Genomic DNA, 17,152 nt, shown 5'->3' with positions numbered 1-17,152 from the left:
ATTAGTGTCGAGCAAGCTTCTCTTTGTGTTTGATTACTTGGCGATCGAGCTTGTCGATCAACGAGTCAATAGCGGCATACATATCTTGATGTTCTGTAGAGGCAAATAGCTCAGCACCGCTTACGTGTATTGTGGCTTCTGCTTTTTGATTTAATTTTTCTACATCGAGAATGACATGAACATTATTAATATGATCAGAGTGTCTTTCAAGCTTCGCAAATTTAGTATTAATATAGTCTCTTAGTGAATCGGTTAATTCTACGTGACGACCAGTTAAGTTTAGTTGCATAAGCATTACCCTCTTAGTTTAGCGTCTTAAATCAGACTTTTACGCTGATTTGACGGTGGAATAGCAAGAGATTCGCGGTATTTTGCGATTGTACGTCTCGCTACTTTAATTCCTTGCTCAGCCAATATATCCGCTATTTTGCTATCACTCAATGGTTTTGCTGAGTTTTCTGCTGCGATTAATTTTCGGATAAGCGCACGTATTGCTGTAGATGAACATTCACCACCGTTTTCAGTACTTACATGGCTTGAGAAAAAATATTTAAGCTCAAATATACCACGGGGTGTATGCATGTACTTTTGAGTAGTTACGCGAGAAATTGTCGATTCGTGCATTTCTACCATTTCAGCAACATCATTTAAAACCATTGGTTTCATGGCTTCAGGGCCATGTTCAAAAAAGCCTTGTTGTTGCTTAACAATACAATTAGTAACTTTTAATAGCGTGTCGTTTCTACTTTCTAAGCTTTTAATAAACCATTTAGCTTCTTGTAAATGTGAGCGAATAAACTGGCTGTCGCCACTTGATTTTACAGTGCGAGACATTGCTGCGTATTGGCTATTAACACGAATTTTAGGCATGCTATCTGGGTTTAATTCGACAACCCAGCGGCCTTTAATTTTTTTAACTGACACATCAGGAATAACATACTCAGATTCTTCCCTTACAATAGTATCTGCAGGTTTTGGGTTGAGAGTATGTATTAGTGTCATTACTTCTTTAAGCTCTTCTTCTTTGAGCTTAGTTTTTTTCATTAATGTACGATAGTCGCGAGCTGCTAATAGATCAATATGCTCGGTTAAAATCATTTTCGTTTCATTAATATAAGGTGTTTCTTTATCAAATTGATTAAGCTGAATACACAAACACTCTTGTAAACTACGTGCAGCAATACCAACAGGATCAAACAGTTGGATGCGTTTTAATACCGCTTCAATTTCATCAAGTTCGACTTCGTTATCATCTTCGTTTTCTTGATTAAAGCTTTCTAAAATCTCTTCGCAGCTTAGTGTTAAAATACCTGAATCATCGACAGCTTCTACAATAGCAATAGCAATAGCTTCGTCTGTAGGGCTAAATGGCGTTAGTTGTAATTGCCACATTAAATACTCATGGAGCGTTTCAGTAGAGGCGCCTTGGTATATTGATTCGTCTTCAGGCATTGGACCTGATGAGGCTGCAGGAGCGGCACTCATGTACTCATCCCAACTGACATCCATAGCCATGTCGTCACTTAGCGTGTCTTTTGCAAGTGCTTCACCAGTATCTTGTTCGTATTCGCTCGGAGCATCATCAGCAGATGCGCTAACAGTTATGTCATCGGTATCAGCTTTTTGCTCGTTTTTACCAGCAGCGTCTTCGGAATAGTCTGCCTCTTCAACCTCTAATAGTGGATTACTGTCGAGAGCTTCTTGTATTTCTTGCTGGAGATCCAATGTACTGAGTTGCAACAAACGAATAGCTTGTTGCAACTGTGGAGTCATTGTAAGTTGCTGGCCCATGCGCAGCTGTAGTGATTGCCTCATGTATCTCTAACAATCCTTTTATGTTGTTATAATTAATACTAGCAGATGCTTAAAGACATGGCGTAAATGTTACAGCCTAAATTGCTCGCCTAAGTAAACATCGCGTACTGTTTTATCATTTAATACGTGTTCTGGAGTACCTGATGCAATCAGCTCCCCATGAGAAACAATGTAGGCTTTTTCACAAACATCAAGGGTCTCTCTTACGTTATGGTCGGTAATTAATACACCAATCCCACGATTTTTAAGATGTTCTATTATTTTCTTTATATCTAATACCGAAATAGGGTCAACACCGGCAAACGGTTCATCCAGTAATATAAATTTAGGATCTGCTGCCAGCGCTCGTGCTATTTCTACACGACGACGTTCTCCCCCCGATAATGCCATACCTTGGCTATCACGAATGTGTTGTATGCTAAATTCATCTAATAAGTTATTGAGCGTGTCTTCTCTGGCTTGTTTATTTAGTTCTTTGCGCGTTTCTAAAATGGCCATTAAGTTTTGATAAACAGTCAGCTTTCTAAAAATCGATGACTCTTGTGGTAAGTAGCCTATGCCTAATCTAGCACGACTATGCATAGGTAAAAGAGTAATATCGTTATCATCAATAGATATTTTACCTTTGTCGCTAGGAACAAGCCCTACAATCATATAAAAAGTCGTTGTTTTACCAGCACCGTTAGGGCCAAGTAAGCCAACTATACTGCCAGCTTGTACTTCAAGGCCGACGTTTTTTACAACTTCACGACCTTTATAGCTTTTTGCCAATAGTTCTGCTTTTAATGTGCTCATGGTTGACCTTTATCGCCTTTTTTACTTTTTTTAGTTTCGATCGGTACTAAAATTGTGTGAACGCGGTCAGTTGAGTTTTCATCTTTTTCGGCACTGATGAGCTGCTGCTCTATGTCGTAGGTAATGCTTTTAGCATTTATTTTTTGTCCGGCTTGCGATACTTGTGCATTACCAACAAGCGTTAAAAAACGCTTAGATACATCATAACGTACTTCGTCAGCACTGGCGCTCATAGTCGTGCCGTCTGATTGCTTTTCTTCAAAGTGCGCAGGGCTACCTGTGGCAATTAATAATTGTTTATTATCACCAAGTTCATCACGTTTGTGTACTTCGAGGCGATCGGCTGTAATGCGGCGATTACCGTGAATAATCTCAACGTTTTTCTCAAAAATACCCACATTAGCTTTCAATTGACCTTCTTGCTTGTCGGCACTTATTGAAATCTGATTGGCAGCAGGTTGCGTGTTTTGCTCTGCAGCACTACTATTAAACGCTAGTATAAGTGTAGGAATTATAAGTGATTTTAATATTTTATTGGTCATAATATATGGTTCGCGTATGGTTAATTAGTTTTATCACTTCGGTTTTCAAGTCGGCTTCTAGGCCTTTACCGGTGATTTTTAAATTGGGTCCAGTGATAATGACGGGTTGCTCCGAACGCATTGTTAATAACTTTATATCAACCTGAATATTATCAGCATTGATTTTGTCTATCATGGCGTTATCGGTTAAATTTTTGGCAACCACATTACCTTCTAAAATTAATTGTTTATCTTCATATAATGTTGCTTCGTCTGCATTTATTTGCCACGTTTGTTGCTCGTTATATAAAGTAAAAATGGGTTTTTCAAAAAACGTGAAACCTAATTGCTGGTATAGCTCCATTTTAGCCGCAGTGACTTTGTGGCTAATTTTACCTTGCTCATCATAGGCTGTCTGTTTGAGCTCAATAGCTATGTAATCAGGCTTAGCAACAACTTCAGGCTCAGCCTGAGGCACAATATTTGTTTGTGTAAAATAAGGGTACCAAAGCCAAACCATACAGCTAATGAATAAAACGCTTAATATTATGCGCGCTGCATTCATGAACTAGTGCCTTGTGTAGTCAATGCTTTACCATTTTCAAGCATGAGCAAATCGGTGAGTTCTCTCACAGCGCCAAAACCACCAGGCATTTGCGTTACATAATGTGACAAACGCTTAATAAGAGGGTGGGCATCATTTACTGCAACGGCAAAGCCTACTAACTCCATAACAGGCATGTCAGGACCGTCATCACCAATATAAGCAATTTGTTCATCGCTAAGGTTGAGTTTATCTTTTAACTCTTGATAGGCAATGAGCTTATTTTCTTGGCCTTGATAAATATGCTGTACGGTTAAGCTGCTCATACGTTGTTGTACTATCTGTGAATGACGACCAGTAATAACAGCTACTTCAAAGCCACTGTTTATAAGTGCTTTAATGCCAAAACCATCTTTTGTATTAAATGCTTTTAGCTCTTCACCTTGATTGCCAAGGTAAATACGGCCATCAGAAAATACACCATCAATATCGCATATAAGTAGTTTTACTTTTTTAGCGCGTGCTTTTGCGTCATCGCTCAGCGGTTGATAGAGTTCTTCAAATTGCATTTATAACACTCCTGCTTTTAATAGGTCTTGCATATTTAATGCGCCAATAGGTTGGTTTTTCTCATTGACGACGATTAGGCCATTTATACGTTTACGTTCCATAATATTGAGCGCTTCAGCGGCTAAAATATCTTGCGTAGCTGTAGTGCATGACTTAGTCATAACAACATCTATTTGTGTTGTATGAATATCAATTCTTTGTTCTAAAATGCGACGTAAGTCACCATCGGTAAATAACCCTACGAGTTGCTGATTTTCATCAACAATGGCTGTCATACCTAATCCTTTAGCTGACATTTCTATTAGAGCATCTTTAACTGTTTGTGAAACATCAATAATAGGTGTATTTGCGCCGCTGTGCATAACATCTTTTAAAGTAAGTAATAAGCGCTTGCCTAAACTACCACCTGGGTGAGATAGCGCGAAGTCATCAGCTGTAAAGCCGCGAGCTTCTAATAATGCAACTGCCATGGCATCGCCCATCGCAAGCGTTGCAGTGGTACTTGATGTAGGGGCTAGGCCCAATGAACAAGCTTCTTTTTCTACTTTAATGCACACATGTACATTAGCAAGGGTTGCCATGGTTGATTGTGTATTGCCAGTCATCGCTATCATTTTGGCACCAAGTCGTTTTAAAACCGGAATGATATTTAAAACTTCGCTGGTTTCCCCTGAATTAGAAATAAGCATAACCACGTCATTTTTAGTGATCATACCTAAATCACCATGACTTGCTTCACCAGGGTGAACAAAAAACGCTGGGCTGCCAGTACTTGCAAGGGTTGCCGCTATTTTATTGCCAATATGGCCTGATTTTCCCATGCCAATGACAATAATACGGCCTTCACAGTCGTACATTAATTGGCACGCGTAATGAAAATTTTCATCTACATATTGTGCAATATCACTAAGTGCTTGGCGCTCAACATCTAAAACGCGAAGGCCTTGTTCAATAAAGTTTAGCGTTGCCATCATTTACCCTACTTGACTAAAAATATACCCTTGGTAACCCAAAAACGCTATTAGCAATAAGCCGCCTTCTACCCTATTGATACGCTGGGTGCCTCTAAAGTTCAATGACATAATGATAAGAGCAAGTGTTGCACCAATCATAATTAATATATCTCGGCTTACTAACGATGGATCAATTGCTGAAGGATTAATAATACCTGCTAGAGGTAATACAGCTAAAATATTAAATATGTTTGAGCCAACAATATTACCTAGTGCTAAATCATCTTCATTTTTAAGTACACCTGCAACCGAGGCGGCAAGTTCAGGCAAGCTAGTACCAATGGCAATAATTGTTAAACCAATGACTAAGTCGCTTAAGCCGAAGTATTTAGCAATATCAACAGCTGAGCCGATTAAAAAATGAGAACTAACCGGCAGGAGTATCATGCCAACAATTAACCAAAATACCGCTTTTTTAGTAGGTACATCGTTTGGTACATCGTCGCAGGCTTCTGAGACAAATGGGTCATCTTGGTTTTTTGCACGCATGGATACAATGATTAACCCACCGATGAATACGATAAAGCCAACTAAAAGCGCAACACCTTCACTAAATGAAAAGTAGTTATCTGAGAACACATACCAAGTAGCTAAAGATACGAGCATCACTAATGGCATTTCACGTTTTAACGTACTAGATGAAACTGAAAGAGGGCGAAATAGAGCAGTGATACCTAACACAAGTAAAATGTTTGTAATATTAGAGCCAACAGCATTGCCAACGGCTGTGTCGGTTTTGTTAGCCAAAGCGGCAGAGGCTGAAACCATCATTTCAGGGGCTGAAGAGCCCATGGCTACAACGGTTAAACCAACAATAAGTGTAGGTACACCAAAGTTTTTAGCAAGAGCCGCAGCCCCATAAACAAACCTATCGGCACTCCAAACAAGAGCTGCAAAACCAAGAATTAAAATAACAAACGAGGTAACCATTGTGTTAAGCCAGTTATACAAAATACGGATGGCGCGAATAGTAACAAAAGCCAAGATGAAAGTATAAATAAAAGAGTAAGGTCAACTAGGTAACAATGTTGCTTTTAAACAGCTAATTTAAAAATTTAAGCCGGGGTTAAGCTGTTTTGAGCGAGTCTTATAATCCTTTTCATGGGTGTATTACAAAATCTTACGAATTGTTTTTTCCATCTTTGACAAAAAAGCTTTAAAATAGGGGCACTAGTGAACATTTTTATGGAGAGCGACTTGTCGCAATCAATAGTAGAAGTCAAGGATGTTAGCTTTTCGAGAGGCAATAGAACCATATATAAAAATATGAGTTTTAGCGTTCCTAAAGGTAAAATTACTGCGATTATGGGGCCAAGCGGAATTGGCAAAACCACTATGTTGCGTTTAATTGGTGGTCAGCTTAAACCAGATTCAGGTGATATTTTATTTGAAGGTGGCAGCATTCCTAAAATGTCTCGTAAAGAGTTATACGAAGCACGTACTAAAATGAGTATGCTTTTTCAAAGTGGTGCGTTGTTTACTGATATGTCGGTATTTGACAATATCGCGTTTCCTATAAGAGAGCACACAAAGCTAAGTGAAGACCTGATTCGATTAGTTGTGTTAATGAAACTGCAAGCGGTTGGACTACGTGGCGCTAAAGATTTAATGCCATCTGAGTTATCCGGCGGTATGGCAAGGCGTGCTGCACTTGCACGCGCTATAGCACTTGATCCAGAGCTAATCATGTACGATGAACCATTTGCAGGGCAAGATCCTATTTCGATGGGCGTATTGGTTAAGCTAATTAAGTCGCTCAACGAAGTATTAGGTTTATCGTCTTTAATCGTGACGCACGATGTAACAGAGGTAATGAGTATTGCCGAACACGTTATAATTATCGCCGATCAAGGGGTAATTGGTTCTGGTACTCCAGATGAAATGCGTAATCATGAATCTCCTTTAGTTCAACAGTTTTTAAAAGGCTTGTCGGATGGTCCTGTACCATTTCATTTTCCGGCTCAGGCTTATGCAGACGAACTACTTGGAGAAAAAGCATAATGTTGGATTTATTTCAAAAGCTAGGACATAAAACGCTAGGACGCTTTGCGGCCCTTGGTCGTTCTGCTTATATGCTGTTTAGTGCATTAGCGCATGTTCCTAATTTTAAAAAAGGCACCCCGTTACTTGTTCGCCAGCTCTATATGGTTGGTTCGCAATCGTTACTCATTATTATGGTGTCGGGTTTGTTTATCGGTATGGTGTTGGCTTTACAAGGTTACACCGTATTGGTTGGTTATGGCGCTGAGGATAGTTTAGGGCCGTTAGTGGCACTGAGTTTATTGCGAGAACTAGGCCCGGTTGTTACTGCATTACTATTTGCAGGACGTGCAGGTAGCGCTTTGACCGCTGAAATTGGCTTAATGAAAGCAACAGAGCAACTTTCATCACTTGAGATGATGGCAATCGATCCGCTAAAACGTATTATTGCACCGCGCTTTTGGGCGGGTTTTATAAGCATGCCATTGCTTGCATTGATATTTTCAGCTGTAGCAATTGTAGGCGCTCATTTAGTGGGTGTAGATTGGCTGGGTGTTGATACAGGTAGTTTTTGGTCAATCATGCAATCGCAAGTGTCGTTTCAGCAAGACATACTAAACGGTATTATTAAAAGCTTTGTATTTGCCATAGTGGTGACCTGGATTGCGCTTTATAAAGGATATGACTGTGTGCCGACCTCAGAAGGGATCAGCAAAGCAACCACCGAAACGGTTGTTCATTCGTCATTAGCAGTTTTAGGTTTTGACTTTATTTTGACAGCGGTAATGTTTACCAGCTAATAGGGTATAGATAATGAATTCACGGAAATTAGAAATTTTAGTTGGTTTTTTTGTAGCACTTGGCATTTTAGCTTTTGCGATGCTTGCACTTAAAGTTGCCAATTCAGGTATTAGTGGCTCTGGCGAAACATATACGCTTAATGCCAAGTTTGAAAACATCGGCTCGTTAAAAGCGCGTGCGCCAGTAAAAGTAGGTGGTGTTGTAATTGGCCGTGTTGAATCAATTTATGTTCACCCACAAGAGTTTTTACCAGTCGTTAATATGACCATTGACGCACAGTACTTATGTCGTTTTTCAGACACAAGCTCAATCTCTATTTTAACGTCGGGGATTTTAGGTGAGCAGTACTTAGGTATTCACCCTGTAATTTCTCCAGATTCTGCTAAGCAACGTTGTTTAGGCGAAACAGTGACAGAAAACAAGCAAGATGAAGCAATTGACGATTTATTTGGTGTGGAAAGTAAAGCACTAGGTGATGGCGATTCAATCACTGATACTAAGTCTGCCATTGTACTTGAAGAATTAATCGGGCAGTTTTTATTCAACCAAGGTAGTGAGTAATTATTATGTTGAAAAAGTTTTTAGCTATTGTAGCAATTGGCACAATGACGCTAACTCAAAGCGTAAGTGCAGCAGATGTGAAATTAGTCGATCCTAATAAAATGGTACGCCAAGTTGCCGATAATACATTTGCGCGCATTAAAAAAGATCAGCCATTAATTGTTAAAGATCAGGAATACCTTCGCGTAATAGTCGAAGAAGAATTAATGCCTTATATCGACTATAAATATGCAGCACTTCGTGTACTTGGCAGTGAAGTATCTAAAGTTCGTGCAATTACCGACGAGGCTGAAAAGGCCAAAGCAATTAAAGAAATTCAACGCTTTATTGGTGTATTTAGAGAGTACTTAGTTGCTACTTATGCAGGTGTATTTACTCAATACACAAACCAGAAAGTTGAGTTTGGTGCAGAGCAAGCGTTTAAAGGTAAAGACGTCGTTGTTGTTAAGACTAAAATTATTGAAGACGGTAAACCTGATATCAGAATCGATTTTAAAGTACGCGAAGACCGCGACGGTGAATGGCGCGCGTACGATATGATTGCCGAAGGTATTAGTTTACTGGATGCAAAGCAAAGCGAGCTGCAAGGTATTTTGCGTCAGCAAGGTATTGATAATGTAAGTAACCTTTTAGAGCAAAAGAGTCAGCTACCAGTTCAGTTTAGAGGCAGTAACTCGAATGACTAAATTGGCAATAAGCCAAGTTGATGGACAACATTTTGGAGTAAGCGGTGAGCTTACTCGAAATTCAATTGGCGATGAACAGCTTCTGAACAATAAGTTATTAACTAAGCATAAAATCATCTATTTCGACCTAAGTGGAGTATCAAGGGTTGACACAGCTGGCTTAGCTTGGTTAATTCACTCTTTTGCAGAACTAAAGCAGCAAGGCATTCGCCTTGAATTGCAAAACCTACCTGAGCAATTGCAAAATTTAATGCAATTGGGTCAGGTTACAACCCTATTTGAGTGAGAGTTATGGAAACTAGCCAAGTCGAAACATTATTACGCGAAGAACTTCAATTAGCTGAAGTACATGTAAAAGCCAATGGTAGTCATTATGAAGTTGTTGCAGTAGGCGAATGCTTTGACGGTTTAAGCCGAGTTAAAAAGCAGCAGCTAGTTTATGGTCCATTAATGAATACAATTTCAGATGGGACAATTCACGCAGTATCTATTCGTGCATTTACTCCTGTAGAGTGGAAGCGTGAACAAAAATTCATTTTACCGCAATAACTAGGGCCTCCTAATGGATCAATTTGTAATTCAAGGTGGCACTTCACTTGCTGGTGAAGTGACTATTTCGGGCGCTAAAAATGCCGCACTTCCTATCTTATTTGCTTCACTATTAGCTGATGGTAAAAGTATATTTACTAATGTACCGCGTCTTCGCGACATAGTGACCACTGAAGCCTTATTAAAAACTTTAGGTGCAGATGTTAATTGGCAGGGCGATACGCTAGTAATTGACGGTGCAACGGTTAATAAAACATTAGCGCCTTACGACTTAGTAAAGCAAATGCGCGCCTCTGTGCTTGCATTAGGCCCTCTAGTTGCACGTTTTGGTGAGGCTCAAGTGTCTTTACCTGGTGGGTGCGCTATTGGTGCTCGCCCTGTTGATATCCATATTCAAGGTTTGGAGCGCATGGGCGCACAAATAAACGTTGAAAATGGTTATATTAATGCCAAGGTTAATGGTCGCTTAAAAGGCGCTGAAATTTTTATGGAAATGGTAAGCGTAGGTGCTACCGAAAACCTATTAATGGCAGCGGCCCTCGCTGATGGTAAAACCATACTTGATAATGCGGCACGCGAGCCTGAAATAATTGATTTAGCTAACTGCCTAATTGCTATGGGCGCTAAAATCACAGGTGCAGGTACTAGCCGCATTGAAGTTGAAGGCGTTGAGCGTTTAGCTGGCTGTGAACACAGTATTTTACCTGACCGAATTGAAACTGGGACGTTTTTAGTCGCAGCAGCAATGGCTGGCGGTGAAGTACTTTGTAAAAATACAGACTTTCATTCTCTTGAGCCTGTGATTGAAAAGCTACGTGCTACGAATGCGCACCTAGAAGTACATAACGATAGTATTTATCTTGATATGCGCGGCCGAGAACTTAAAGCCGTGAATATTAAAACAGCTCCACACCCAGGTTTTCCTACGGATATGCAAGCTCAGTTTACAGCATTGAATGTAGTAGCAAATGGTAGTGCAACGATCACAGAAACGATTTTTGAAAACCGTTTTATGCATGTACCAGAGTTGCAGCGTATGGGCGCTAATATTCGTTTAGAAGGGCATACCGCAATTTGTGGTGAGACTGAAAGCTTAACGGGTGCGCAAGTGATGGCAACCGATTTACGCGCTTCAGCTAGCTTAATTTTAACGGGTATAGTGGCACAGGGTGAAACGGTTGTTGACCGTATTTATCACGTTGATAGAGGCTATCAGCGCATTGAAGATAAGCTAAGTGCGTTGGGTGCAAACATTAAACGTAGAAGTAGCTAAGTAGATAACTAGTTAAGCTATTTAAAAAAGGTCGGATACGCAAATTGCTATCCGACCTTTTTATTGACGATTGGTATTACTCTTTATTAGAGCTTTGTTTCAAGCTCAGCTACCACCACCATGATTTTTTCTATTTTGCCATCTCTGTATAGCTCAAATTCTATTTCTTTACCGGGCTCCGTATTACCTATTTTTTCAAGCACTTTTTGTGGGTTTGCTACCGAAAGCCCTGCAATTTTAATGACGATATCTTGCTCTTCAATACCCGCTTGCCATGCTGGCCCCAAAGGGTCTAAATTAGTAATGCGCATGCCGGTAACCGGCGTTAGGCTGTCGTTTACTTCTTTACCTGTACTATCTACTGCTGTGCCTTCAAAGCCTAAATAGCCGCGTACAACCCGACCGTGACGAATGAGTTTACCCATCACTTTTTTAGCAAGTGAGTAAGGAACCGCAAAAAATATTCCTTGAATATTCAAGTTCTCACGCGTTTTAAATTGTGCAGAAGTAATGCCGACTAAATCACCATTGGAGTTAACTAATGCGCCGCCGGAGTTGCCCACGTTAATAGCTGCATCCATTTGCAATAAGTTATTGTAAGGGCTATCTGTAATTTTTTGCTTACCCGTTGCACTAATAATGCCTTGAGTGATTGTTTGCCCTAAGTTAAGCGGGTTGCCTATAGCAAGTACAACATCGCCTACATTTGATACATAGCTATCGTTTACGGGAATCACCGGGAGGTGATCTGCATTGATTTTAAGTAAGGCTAAATCAGTAATGGTATCAAAACCAATTAGTTGCACATCAAAAAAGCGTCGGCCATCGGTTAAGATAACCATAATTTGGTCTGCATTATTCACAACATGGTAGTTAGTAAGAATATAACCGTCCTGCGACATAATGACGCCAGAGCCTAGCTCTTGTACCGTGTTTTTTCTTTTATAACGAGGTTCTTTGGAAATGCTTTCTGAAAAAATAGTAACTACAGAAGGAGCTGCTCGTTTAACTGCATCAGAAAAACTCAAGTGACTCGCACTCATCGCGCTTGGAAGGGGAACATTAGGAAGTAAGGCGGCTCGCATATTAGGGCTGAAAAAAACCACTAAAAAAGCAATACTTAGACCTGCAAATAAAGGGGGAAGAATAAATTTTATTAATTTCAGCACAGTTTTCTTATTATGTAAGTGAGCAATCTCTTTATGATGACATAAAAAAAATAACAGCGGCAAGTGCCACTGTTATTTTTATTACATTAATAGTGCTATTTATTACTGAATTAAAATAAATATAGACTCACGACCACGTTGCACGCCAAGTACGATATTACCTTTAGTGTTTTCGATAATCTTATTCATATCACGAATAGTCTCTACTCGTTGGCGATTCACTTGCATAATAATATCACCTTCTTCAAGGCCAACACGGGCAGAAGGTGAGCGAGGGTCTACAGACGTAACCTCAACACCTTTATTACTATTTTTTTGCACGTTTTCAAGTGTCGCGCCTTGGAACGCAGGATGCAGCTCTTCGCCTGTCGCTGTAACACCTGATGCACCATCAAGAGTTACTTTTACCGTTTTAATTTTACCATCGCGGTAAATACCTAGTTTTATTTCGCGGCCTTCACCTAGCGTAGCAATTTTGCTGCGCAGCTCGTGGAAACCACTAATATCACCGCCATTAATGCTAACAATTACGTCACCTGCTTTTATACCTGCTTTACTTGCAGCAGTGTCGTCCATTACTTGCATTACATAAGCACCTTGTTTAACGTCAAGTTGCTGCGCTTTAGCAAGGCCTGCATCAAGTGGGCGGCCAGAGATACCGAGCGAACCTCGGCGTACTTCACCGTGTTCAACAATTTGATCAACTAAGTTTTTCATCATGTTTGATGGAATGGCAAAACCAATACCCACGTTACCGCCAGAAGCACCTAAAATCGCAGTGTTAATACCAATCAATTCACCGTTTAAGTTAACTAATGCACCACCAGAGTTGCCTTGGTTAATAGCAGCATCGGTTTGAATGAAATCTTCGTAGCCCTCAATATTTAAACCACTACGACCAAGAGCACTAACAATACCAGATGTAACTGTGTGGCTAAGTCCAAATGGGTTACCAATAGCAACAGCAAAGTCGCCCACTCGTAAACTGTCTGAATTTGCGAGTTTTATTTCAGTTAAGTCATTAGCGTCTATTTGTAAAAGAGCGATGTCTGATTCTGTATCAGTACCAATTTTAGTTGCTTCAAATTCACGGCCATCTTCGAGGGTTACTACCATTTTTTCGGCATCTTGGATTACGTGATTATTAGTGACTACATAACCCTCATCAGCATCAATAATCACCCCAGAGCCTAATCCACTAAATTGACGCTTTTGACTGCGAGGCTGTTGCTGTCCAAAAAAGTATTCAAGCGGATCTGCACGGCGGCGTACTTCTTTTGAGCCTGAAACTTGGATACTTACAACACCTGGAGATATTTTCTCTAGCATGGGGGCAAGAGTTGGTAGTTGTTGACCATTTACTGCAATTGGCATTTTTGCATAAGACGCTACTGGGCTCATTAACAAGCTTGTAGATAAAATAGCTGCGCTGATAAGTGATAATTTCATTTTCATAGTCAGGGGTAACTCCACTTAAGATAAAGCAAAACAAAAAGGGCTACTTTACAGCAGCCCTTTTCGGTTTATTAAGATAAAACAACAAAGCTGTTATATCTAAAGACTATGGGGTCAAAAAAAAGTTCATCAAGATGCTTTAGAATGTTCTGAAACTTTATTTTGACCAGCAAATAAACCTGATTCACCTGATACATAATCAGCTGGTTGTGCTGCGGCTGTAGAACGATCGCATTGACGCTCTTTTAATGAAGCCTGCAGTTGTTCTGTTGTTTCTTTTGAAAAGAATGGTTCAGCTGGTGCTTTATTTCTATCTTCTAGAAGAAGCTGGTTTGTTTCTTCAACGTGACTAAGCAGTTGATCATAGTTTTCTTTCATTTTATTTACGAGCTTACCAGTATTCGCTAAATGATCAGCTACATCTTGGCGATACTGCTCTAACGCATTTTCAGCTTGCTCTGCTTGCTCTTTTAATTCATCTTGTTTGAACTGTTTTTTAGTAACAAATGCGCCAATAAAAAATGCTACAACAGCAACAATAACAATCAAACCTACCCACATAACTGTGCCCATAAAAACTACCCCTTTGGGAAAATAACTAACGAATGCCGATTCAATTATAAATCATACTAAGTGTAATATACCCCGAGTTATGATGCGTGTTAATATGCTTTGCAAATTAAACTGTGTTTTAACTGTAAATAGATATGACTCCTTGGCAAACATACCAACAAGACTTAAAGCGAGATGACTTTGTACACGACGCAGCACAAGAAAATGCTGTGCGCCATTTACAACGTCTATACGATGACCTAACTCAGACAAAGCCAAAACAAAAAGGCTTTTTTGCTAAGCTATTTAGTAAAGAAGAACCTGCGCCTGTAAAAGGTTTGTACTTTTGGGGGGGAGTAGGGCGTGGTAAAACTTATTTAGTTGACACTTTTTACGAATCATTACCGGGCACACGTAAAATGCGTGTGCACTTTCATCGATTTATGCACCGAGTGCATAACGAGCTTAAAAAGCTAAATAATACGGCTAATCCATTAGAAAAAATTGCTGACACTTTTAAAGCAGAAACAGACATTATTTGCTTTGATGAGTTTTTTGTACAAGACATTACTGATGCCATGCTATTAGGTGGCTTAATGGAAGCGCTATTTGCACGGGGCATAGTACTTGTAGCAACCTCTAATATAGTGCCAGATGAACTTTACAGAAATGGCTTACAGCGAGCGCGTTTTATGCCAGCTATTGAGCTTGTTAAAAAAAATACCGAGATAGTTAATGTAGATTCAGGTATTGATTACCGCTTACGTACTTTAGAGCAAGCTGAAATTTTTCACAGCCCATTAGATGAAGATGCGGATAAGAACCTATTTGAGTACTTCGATAAGTTATCGCCAGAGCCTGGGCAATTAGATGAGCCGATAGAGATAGAAGGGCGAAAAATCAAAACGCGTAAAGTAGCTAAATGCGTTGTGATGTTTGAGTTTAGTGAATTGTGCGAAACAGCACGTAGCCAGGTCGATTACATGGAGATTAGCCGCTTATACAATACGGTGATTATTTCTAACTTAAAACAGCTAGGGCAAACTAATGATGATGCTGCTAGACGCTTTATTGCTTTAGTGGATGAATTTTATGAGCGCCATGTAACTTTAATTATATCGGCTGAAAAACCTATTACCGAACTTTATACCCAAGGTAATTTAAACTTTGAATTTAAGCGTTGTATTAGTCGTTTACAAGAAATGCAATCCTTAGAATATTTAGCTAGAGAGCATTTAGTTTAAATAAGTAAGTAAATGTGTAATAGGGCAACTATAAAAAAGAGGTACATATATAGTACTTCTTATTTCTGAAATTTCTTGTGGAAAAAACAACCGGCGAGTAGCAATGTGTTTTAAGTGCTGGTATACTCCCGCGTCTGCCACGTTGCGTTCTATGTCCTCATATAGTCTAGCCACTTGTGAGCGGCGCAAAAGTCTAAAACTCGAAGGGGTTATAGCAAACTTAGAGCAGTAGTTAATATTAACTACTTGTGGTTTTAATTGAAAAACATTGGATTTTTATAAATGAAAACGTTTGTTGCTAAACCAGAAACAGTAAAACGTGACTGGTACGTAGTTGACGCTGAAGGTAAAACTTTAGGTCGCATCGCTACTGAAATCGCTCACCGCCTACGCGGTAAGCATAAAGCTGAATACACTCCTCACGTAGATACTGGTGATTACATCATCGTTATCAACGCTGAAAAAGTTACTGTAACTGGTAACAAATTCAAAGATAAAGTGTACTACGCTCACTCTGGTTTTCCAGGTGGCCTTAAGTCTACTACTTTTGATAAACTTCAAGCTGCAAAGCCTGAAATGATCATCGAGAAAGCTGTAAAAGGCATGTTGCCACGTGGTCCTTTAGGCCGCGCTATGTACCGTAAACTTAAAGTTTACGCAGGTACTGAGCATAACCATGCTGCACAACAGCCTCAGGTTCTAGACATTTAAGGAGCACCATCATGGCAAATCAATACTACGGTACAGGTCGTCGTAAAAGTTCAAGTGCTCGCGTATTCTTACGCCCAGGCACTGGTAACATCGTAATCAACAAACGCTCTCTAGAGGAGTATTTTGGTCGCGAAACAGCACGCATGGTTGTTCATCAAGCTCTTGAGCTAGTTGATATGACTGAAAAATTTGACCTTTACATCACCGTTTCTGGTGGTGGTACAACTGGTCAAGCTGGTGCTATCCGTCACGGTATCACTCGTGCACTTATGGAGTTTGACGAGTCACTACGTCCACAACTTCGTAAAGCAGGTTTTGTTACACGTGATGCACGTAAAGTTGAACGTAAGAAAGTGGGTCTTAAGAAAGCGCGTAAGCGTCCACAGTTCTCAAAACGTTAATCTATACGTTATCAAGAATTCAAAAACCCAGCTTATGCTGGGTTTTTTGTTTTCAAATCAAAAAGTTTACATTTGCTACTTAATTTAAATTTGTTTATAGCGGTCGCCATACTTGGTATTGCTGTAATTAATGATGATCAAATTTATTAATAACTGCGTATTAATCGAACGAAAGTTAAAAAACACTCAGATAGCTGCAAAAAAGTTAAATAATTATCGTAATTAGTTTAAATCCATCAGTTAATTGGTGGAATTTTTTGCTACAATTGGCGTGGAAGTAAAATGAGTGAGTTTAACGACACTATGTACAGTTTTTACTGTTTCCTCTTAGTGGTGTTGATCTCGGTCAGTATATTGTTTTTACAGAAGCGTTATTATAGTCGTTCGGCTTTATTCTCGAGCTAGCTTAATCAAATTTTTGATCAAGTCAGGTTTATTCGAGCATGGGGCTTTGAATAACCTTGTTTTAATCAAGGGTTTTAATTATGATCGCTTCTATTTTAAAAATTTCG

General features: G+C 39.6%; 21 protein-coding genes. 10 read left to right on the top strand and 11 right to left on the bottom strand.

What is annotated here, in order from left to right; genetic code table 11:
* Position 1 precedes the first annotated feature (1 nt).
* The 8 genes from hpf to H5092_RS02185 form a co-directional block, all read right to left on the bottom strand.
* Positions 2-289 (bottom strand): ribosome hibernation promoting factor, encoded by a 288-nt coding sequence (gene hpf, locus H5092_RS02220; RefSeq protein WP_007580301.1) that lies wholly within the window; start codon positions 287-289, stop codon positions 2-4.
* Positions 290-315: 26 nt separating this feature from the next.
* Positions 316-1,815: an RNA polymerase factor sigma-54 gene (locus tag H5092_RS02215; protein WP_002957941.1), complete on the bottom strand. Its 1,500-nt coding sequence runs from the start codon at positions 1,813-1,815 to the stop codon at positions 316-318.
* A 69-nt stretch (positions 1,816-1,884) separates the two neighbouring features.
* Entirely contained in the window at positions 1,885-2,610 is a 726-nt protein-coding gene (lptB, locus tag H5092_RS02210) for an LPS export ABC transporter ATP-binding protein (RefSeq protein WP_002957942.1), read from the bottom strand.
* Complete coding sequence (lptA, locus tag H5092_RS02205; RefSeq protein WP_002957943.1) at positions 2,607-3,152, bottom strand: lipopolysaccharide transport periplasmic protein LptA; 546 nt, start codon at positions 3,150-3,152, stop codon at positions 2,607-2,609. Before lptA ends, lptB begins: the two co-directional genes overlap by 4 nt.
* On the bottom strand, positions 3,142-3,696 hold the full coding sequence (gene lptC, locus H5092_RS02200) for an LPS export ABC transporter periplasmic protein LptC (RefSeq protein ID WP_002957944.1): 555 nt from the start codon (positions 3,694-3,696) through the stop codon (positions 3,142-3,144). The genes lptA and lptC overlap by 11 nt, the downstream gene beginning before the upstream one ends.
* Positions 3,693-4,244, bottom strand: a complete 552-nt coding sequence (gene kdsC, locus H5092_RS02195) for a 3-deoxy-manno-octulosonate-8-phosphatase KdsC (protein ID WP_007580311.1) — start codon at positions 4,242-4,244, stop codon at positions 3,693-3,695. The genes lptC and kdsC overlap by 4 nt, the downstream gene beginning before the upstream one ends.
* On the bottom strand, positions 4,245-5,216 hold the full coding sequence (locus H5092_RS02190) for a KpsF/GutQ family sugar-phosphate isomerase (RefSeq protein ID WP_182732859.1): 972 nt from the start codon (positions 5,214-5,216) through the stop codon (positions 4,245-4,247).
* 3 nt (positions 5,217-5,219) lie between these two features.
* Positions 5,220-6,188 carry a calcium/sodium antiporter gene (locus H5092_RS02185; RefSeq protein ID WP_002957947.1) on the bottom strand — a complete coding sequence of 323 codons (969 nt, stop codon included), beginning with the start codon at positions 6,186-6,188 and terminating at the stop codon, positions 5,220-5,222.
* A gap of 255 nt (positions 6,189-6,443) precedes the next feature.
* Here H5092_RS02185 and H5092_RS02180 point away from each other — a divergent pair, with 255 nt between their 5' ends.
* Genes H5092_RS02180 through murA form a run of 7 tightly spaced genes read left to right on the top strand, consistent with a single transcriptional unit; the run spans position 6,444 to position 11,108 of the window.
* Positions 6,444-7,259 carry an ATP-binding cassette domain-containing protein gene (locus tag H5092_RS02180; protein ID WP_080945050.1) on the top strand — a complete coding sequence of 272 codons (816 nt, stop codon included), beginning with the start codon at positions 6,444-6,446 and terminating at the stop codon, positions 7,257-7,259.
* Positions 7,259-8,038 carry a lipid asymmetry maintenance ABC transporter permease subunit MlaE gene (gene mlaE / locus H5092_RS02175; protein WP_182732817.1) on the top strand — a complete coding sequence of 260 codons (780 nt, stop codon included), beginning with the start codon at positions 7,259-7,261 and terminating at the stop codon, positions 8,036-8,038. The genes H5092_RS02180 and mlaE overlap by 1 nt, the downstream gene beginning before the upstream one ends.
* 13 nt (positions 8,039-8,051) lie before the next feature.
* A complete protein-coding gene (gene mlaD, locus H5092_RS02170; RefSeq protein WP_002957950.1) occupies positions 8,052-8,600 on the top strand; it encodes an outer membrane lipid asymmetry maintenance protein MlaD in 549 nt (182 codons plus the stop codon).
* Positions 8,601-8,605: 5 nt separating this feature from the next.
* On the top strand, positions 8,606-9,286 hold the full coding sequence (locus H5092_RS02165; RefSeq protein WP_039485391.1) for a phospholipid-binding protein MlaC: 681 nt from the start codon (positions 8,606-8,608) through the stop codon (positions 9,284-9,286).
* Entirely contained in the window at positions 9,279-9,572 is a 294-nt protein-coding gene (locus H5092_RS02160) for a lipid asymmetry maintenance protein MlaB (protein WP_002957952.1), read from the top strand. The genes H5092_RS02165 and H5092_RS02160 overlap by 8 nt, the downstream gene beginning before the upstream one ends.
* Before the next feature lie 5 nt (positions 9,573-9,577).
* A complete protein-coding gene (locus H5092_RS02155; RefSeq protein WP_002957953.1) occupies positions 9,578-9,835 on the top strand; it encodes a BolA family protein in 258 nt (85 codons plus the stop codon).
* Between the two features lie 13 nt (positions 9,836-9,848).
* On the top strand, positions 9,849-11,108 hold the full coding sequence (gene murA / locus H5092_RS02150) for a UDP-N-acetylglucosamine 1-carboxyvinyltransferase (RefSeq protein ID WP_002957954.1): 1,260 nt from the start codon (positions 9,849-9,851) through the stop codon (positions 11,106-11,108).
* An 86-nt stretch (positions 11,109-11,194) separates the two neighbouring features.
* Here the strand turns inward: murA and H5092_RS02145 are convergent, their stop codons facing one another.
* The 3 genes from H5092_RS02145 to H5092_RS02135 all read right to left on the bottom strand — a co-directional run bounded on the left by H5092_RS02145 (position 11,195) and on the right by H5092_RS02135 (position 14,305).
* On the bottom strand, positions 11,195-12,277 hold the full coding sequence (locus H5092_RS02145) for a trypsin-like peptidase domain-containing protein (RefSeq protein ID WP_024595792.1): 1,083 nt from the start codon (positions 12,275-12,277) through the stop codon (positions 11,195-11,197).
* Positions 12,278-12,379: 102 nt separating this feature from the next.
* Positions 12,380-13,732, bottom strand: coding sequence for a Do family serine endopeptidase (locus H5092_RS02140; RefSeq protein ID WP_182732816.1), 1,353 nt, complete (start codon positions 13,730-13,732; stop codon positions 12,380-12,382).
* 129 nt (positions 13,733-13,861) lie between these two features.
* Complete coding sequence (locus H5092_RS02135) at positions 13,862-14,305, bottom strand: YhcB family protein (protein WP_002957957.1); 444 nt, start codon at positions 14,303-14,305, stop codon at positions 13,862-13,864.
* Positions 14,306-14,439: 134 nt separating this feature from the next.
* On the opposite strand from H5092_RS02135, the gene zapE reads away from it, so the two are divergent.
* From zapE to rpsI, 3 genes are all read left to right on the top strand, one after another.
* Positions 14,440-15,528, top strand: coding sequence for a cell division protein ZapE (zapE, locus tag H5092_RS02130; protein ID WP_182732815.1), 1,089 nt, complete (start codon positions 14,440-14,442; stop codon positions 15,526-15,528).
* Positions 15,529-15,810: 282 nt separating this feature from the next.
* Entirely contained in the window at positions 15,811-16,239 is a 429-nt protein-coding gene (gene rplM / locus H5092_RS02125) for a 50S ribosomal protein L13 (protein WP_002957960.1), read from the top strand.
* Between the two features lie 8 nt (positions 16,240-16,247).
* The gene (rpsI, locus tag H5092_RS02120; protein WP_024595789.1) at positions 16,248-16,640 is read left to right on the top strand and encodes a 30S ribosomal protein S9; all 393 of its coding nucleotides are present in this window, start codon (positions 16,248-16,250) and stop codon (positions 16,638-16,640) included.
* Positions 16,641-17,152: the final 512 nt, after the last annotated feature.

This window comes from Pseudoalteromonas sp. SR41-7 (assembly GCF_014163935.1).
Lineage (GTDB): Bacteria > Pseudomonadota > Gammaproteobacteria > Enterobacterales > Alteromonadaceae > Pseudoalteromonas > Pseudoalteromonas distincta.
This window is presented reverse-complemented; position numbering and strand designations above follow the sequence as displayed.